Annotated in this window: 4 protein-coding genes; 2 read left to right on the top strand and 2 right to left on the bottom strand. The window is 42.4% G+C overall.

The window, feature by feature from the left end:
- Positions 1 to 1,725 (bottom strand): TonB-dependent receptor (locus ACOJS8_RS12760; RefSeq protein ID WP_420148923.1); only part of this gene is annotated, 1,725 nt, incomplete at its 3' end.
- A 2-nt stretch (positions 1,726 to 1,727) separates the two neighbouring features.
- The gene (locus ACOJS8_RS12755) at positions 1,728 to 2,453 is read right to left on the bottom strand and encodes a hypothetical protein (protein ID WP_420148922.1); all 726 of its coding nucleotides are present in this window, start codon (positions 2,451 to 2,453) and stop codon (positions 1,728 to 1,730) included.
- Between the two features lie 679 nt (positions 2,454 to 3,132).
- Between ACOJS8_RS12755 and ACOJS8_RS12750 the strand changes: the two genes are divergently transcribed.
- The gene (locus ACOJS8_RS12750; protein WP_420148921.1) at positions 3,133 to 3,678 is read left to right on the top strand and encodes a hypothetical protein; all 546 of its coding nucleotides are present in this window, start codon (positions 3,133 to 3,135) and stop codon (positions 3,676 to 3,678) included.
- Positions 3,679 to 4,143: 465 nt separating this feature from the next.
- The gene (locus ACOJS8_RS12745; RefSeq protein ID WP_420148920.1) at positions 4,144 to 5,016 is read left to right on the top strand and encodes a hypothetical protein; all 873 of its coding nucleotides are present in this window, start codon (positions 4,144 to 4,146) and stop codon (positions 5,014 to 5,016) included.
- The last annotated feature ends 43 nt before the right edge of the window (positions 5,017 to 5,059 follow it).

The following is a 5,059-nucleotide window of genomic DNA, read 5'->3' as shown; positions in this document are numbered from 1 at the left end:
GATATAGATGGCGTTCTCCAGCCCCTGCTCAGCGTCCACTACGTCGGGCAAAATCAACGATTCGCGCCCCTTGGGCTGAAAATTCCCGGGAAAGAGTTTGTAATGCGTAGTACTTATGCCAAAATCAACGGCGTGCTGGTTGGTGGGGTAATAATTGAAATCGGCTTTCAATTGTGATTGATTGATGGAAAAATCCAGCTGAAAGGCGTTAACCGGATTTTTTTCACTCGCCACGGTGTAATCATAACCGCTGTAACTGGCGGTATAAACGCTGTACAGTTTGTTGTTAAAGATGTGCTTCCATTTCAAGGTAGCCACCTTATTCTGATACCGGTAGGACGTATCGCTACCAAGCTTGAAGCGGTCGCGACTCAGATAACCCGTCAGGTAAAGCGTATTTTTCTCGTTAAAATCGTGCGTAACGTGCAGATTCAGGTCATAAAACTGGGCCTCACTTTTCTGGAACGTAGCGTTTTTCAGTTGCCCCAACAACCAGTCGGAGTAAGTTGTCCGGATGCCAGCGATAAACGAGGTTTTGTCTTTAATCAGCGGTCCTTCTACCGTCAGTCGTCCGGTTAACAAACCAATACCGCCCGAACCAATAAACTTCTTTTTATTGCCGTCGCGCGTCTGTACATCGAGCACCGACGATAAACGCCCCCCAAATCGGGATGGAATCGCGCTTTTGTAGAGTTCAGCGCTTTTGATCATGTCGGGGTTAAACGCCGAGAAAAATCCGAACAGGTGCGATGAATTGTAAATCGTCGCGTCGTTGTAGAGAATCAGGTTCTGATCGGTAGCGCCCCCGCGCACGTTTAGCCCTGTTGAGCTTTCGCCTACAGTTTTTACACCGGGCAGGGTTTGAATGACACGTAGCAGATCCGCTTCGCCCAGCGCCGTTGGCACTTGTTTGATGCTCTTAATATCGACCCGCTCCTGCCCCATTTGCAGGCTCGAAATATTCGCATCTTTTTCGGCTTCAATCACCACTTCCTTCAGCGCAATGACGTCGTCTTCCATCTCGACGTCGAACTTTCCATCCGAATAAAGAATAATCCGGCGTCGGGTATCTTTCAGGCCAATGCTCCGTAGTTTCAGATCATGGCGACCGCGCGGCAACGTAATGGAGTAATACCCAAACTGATCCGTTACCGTACCCAGCCGCGGATTTTCCACGTAAACGGCTGCCCCGACAATCGGCTCTCCCGATGCTACGTTCCGGACGTGCCCGGCGATGGTTGACCGACCCGACCGGATAGGATTAGTCCGTTTCCCGATTTCGTACAGTTTGTCTACCGATACCGCTTTCTTTTTCTGGCTCTCCGTCAGGTAAGCAGCCCCCGTCGAATCCGTATCGGAATCAGTAGCCCCCCGCGTAAAGAAACCAATTGGCAGCTCAGTACGAATGGGCCGATTAACGGTAATGTACACACGCTGCTGATTATCAACGGCAAACGCGAATTTACTTCCCTCAAAAAGCTGGCGTAAAACGGTACGTAGTGGTTTTTTCTCAACGCGTAAATCAACAACCAGGCTGTCGACATCGGTCGGATTATAGAAAAAACGATACGGTGTTTTGGCTTCGATCTGCCGTACAAACTGCTCAAAACGCAGGTTCGAAAAATCACCATTGATCGGTTGTTCGTCGGCTGTCTGTCCGAATCCAGCCGTCAGCCAGCCAACCAGTCCTACGAGAAGAAAACTAATTCGGTATAGTTGAGCCATAATCAATTCGTGAGTTCATCATATCGTTGAGCCAGTCGGGCAATCGTCTGTTCACGCTGCGCATCGTTGAATTTCAGCCGATTTTTTCGCATGTATTTCCGCAACTCCTTTGCCTGATCGGGAAACAGATCGAGAACAGAGCCTTTCGATTTTACCTCATGGAATGCCCCTTCTTTCTGTATAACAAAGCGATCTTTCACCAGATATTCACCCTTATACGTACCTCCCGAAATATCTTCCTGTACTGTTTTCTGGCGTTTGGCCAGAACTTTTACGTTTCCATCGTAAATGATTTCATAAAAGCCTGTACGAATTCCGGCCACACTATCGCCAACGAAGCGCGCAAACCGGTGAGGTCCAAGCGAAAATGCAGTGATCTTATCAGTATGCAACCGAAGACGATATCCTCCGTCGGGCGGCTGAACGACCAGCTCGTCCCGAACGATATCGTACTGCATCTTTACATCCTGGTACTGAACATGGTTATAAGCCACCGTTCCGACCAGCAAACTGTCTACTACGTAGTATGGGTGCACCTTAATGCGCGGATCATGTATGATATACTGATTGCCTTCGTAGACGTGTGACTGCCGCCTTACAGTTTGCTCGTAATAACCGATAGCCCGTTGTTTTGCGGTTTGTACAAATGAGCTATCTGGCCCTGTTGCCTGCCCAAAGACACAGTTACTGAAGCAAAGAACGAGTAGAGCAGCTATTGTTGCATGCATAAAATCAACGAATCGGATACGTTTTCGCCCAAATAGCGGTTGAGCCGTCTACAAACAAAGGCTTGATCATCCAATTCATACTTTTAAAGTTGAGCGATCAATTTACCCGCCTTTCTCAGTTATCTTTCATGCCCCTAGATACGTGAACGCAGGCAGACTATGACAGGCAGGCAAGTTATACAGAGTTGTCTACTACGTACCTACCGGTCAATAAAATCTGCTGATAGAAACGACAGGTTATTGCCTTTTGCTAGTAACGCCGGAATAACCTCAGATAAATATTTAATGTAGCGATTGTTATGGGTGGGGTGCGTTGCACATACTGCAACACAGGGGCAATAGAATCAATACTCAATATGCATCCACCGCCGTGTAATCAATTTAGCATTAATAAGTGACTATTTTATGGGTAAGGTTGTATAATTATCATCAAATATGTACACTTGCAGCGGTTGCGCTAATCAATGCTTTACAAACGCAACTAGTCAAGTACGCTCAATATTAACTCAATGCTTATCAAGCAGATAGTATTAAGCGTTGTTGCGTACAATATTACGTTGGGTGACACAACAGGCTGAAAACAATGTAGTGGTCGGCTTCAGTCGACACGAGAAGTGCCCCGATTAGGTTAATTTGTGAATTCAAAGTTCAGCTCTCCGGCGACAAAAGAAACCTCTTAATGAATAAAGACTTATTCGGAAACGATCTGGAACCTGGCTCAGATGCCGCAGAAGAAGAAATTATAAATTTTGACAAAAAATCTTTCGGGGAAAGATTAAGAAGGCTTCGCTACATAAATACAATGCTGCCGTTTGGAACACGTGAGTATGGAAGTGACGAATCATTTAAAATATTTAATGAGGCTGTTCATTGTTATATCTTCGGACAGTTTGTGGCTACAATTATTTTATGTCAGGCTTTTATCGAAAGGCGATTTCAAGAATATTTCCATATACGTATGGACGATAAACGATCTAAATACACTCTCGATAAACTATTGAAAGAATTTAGTCAAACGAATTTTATTGACGATTACCTCATCGAAAAGATAAATAACATTAGATTAAAACGTAATCCGTTTGTCCACAGTAAGGAACCTCTCCATGAGCATTCATTAATGGCAAGAGCCTTAAATTTAAATAGCCATCCTGAAGATGTTATTGAAGCTGATGCCAAAGAAGCTTTGACAATGATGATAGCAATTAGTCGAATGAGAATATTATAGAACTAAAGGGGTGTTTGGGTTGGATGTGTGGGGTAGCTGCCGGTCGACAGGAAGCACTTGGGTAGGCGACGTATCGCAGCCCAACCAAACAAGGGTGTAAAGGTTGACGCTGCGTTTGTTATTTAAAGTGGTCTTCTCATCCATCAGCCCTTGTGGTCGTTGGGTGTTCCGGCCAAGTAAGTGGCGTAGGCGGGTTCAGGTCGACAGGGTAATAGATTAATAGTGAGCTTTTTTCTAACATGCCAAGTACCTGGCGACAAGTTTAAGTCTGGTTAACAGCCTCGGCTTCCCTCGACTCATTTAGTTAGCTCTACGCGGTTAACTCACCTCGGACAGGGAAGTGGTCTATAGTTCAAAATGGCTCCTAACGCAGGCCAAGTTATAACGTACTTAATCAGAGCTTACCTTGTGGTGTACCATCAGTCTTAGAAGGCTTTAAACATAATTTAAATAACTACATACCAAATGACCGAGAACTCAAAAAATAAAGACGATAAAACTGAAAAGAACATTCAGAATAAAATTGATCAAAAGCCTCGTTGTGGCATTATTATGCCAATATCTACAATTGACGGATGTGGACCAGAGCATTGGTTAGAAATTTTATCAATATTAAAAGAAGCTGCAAATGATGCAGGATTTGAACCAAATCTTGTGAGTGATGCAGATGATATTGGGATTATTCAAAAGAGAATTATACAAAATGTATACAACAACGATGTTATTATTTGTGATGTTAGTGGTAAGAATCCTAATGTAATGTTCGAGTTAGGAATGCGTTTAGCATTTGATAAAGCCACGGTAATTATAAAAGATGATAAAACGGATTATTCGTTTGATACAAGTGTTATTGAGCACTTAAGCTATCCAAGAGATTTAAGATTTTACAAAATATTAGAATTTAAAGAAAATCTCAAGAAGAAACTAATTTCGACATTTGAAAAATCAAAGTCTGATCCAAATTACTCTACTTTTTTGAAAAGTTTTGGAGAGTATAAAATCGCTCATTTACAAGAAAAAGAAGTTTCAACTGATAATTATATTCTCAATTCACTTGACGAAATTAGATACGAAATTAGAAGGTTGAGGACTAATCAAATTCATTCTATTAATAGTCAAAAAGAATTGATAGATGATAAGAAAGCAGATGTTTATAGAGATAGTTTAGTTAAAAAATATTATGAAGATTATATGAGTGAAAATAAAATCAGAAGTATGTCAGACTTAGATATTGTAAAAGAAGAATTAGTTGATTATATCTCAAATCAGCCAGAAATTAAAGAATTATTCAAGAATAAAAGTGCGCTCAGAAATTATGTCTTCAATATATTACTATAAACTGTGCTTACATAATAATGTACCTGCGACAAAACGCTGATAG

The organism is Spirosoma sp. (genome assembly GCF_048594605.1).
GTDB lineage: Bacteria > Bacteroidota > Bacteroidia > Cytophagales > Spirosomataceae > Spirosoma.
Note: the sequence above shows the minus strand (reverse complement) of the source record. Positions and strands in the feature narration are given on the sequence as shown.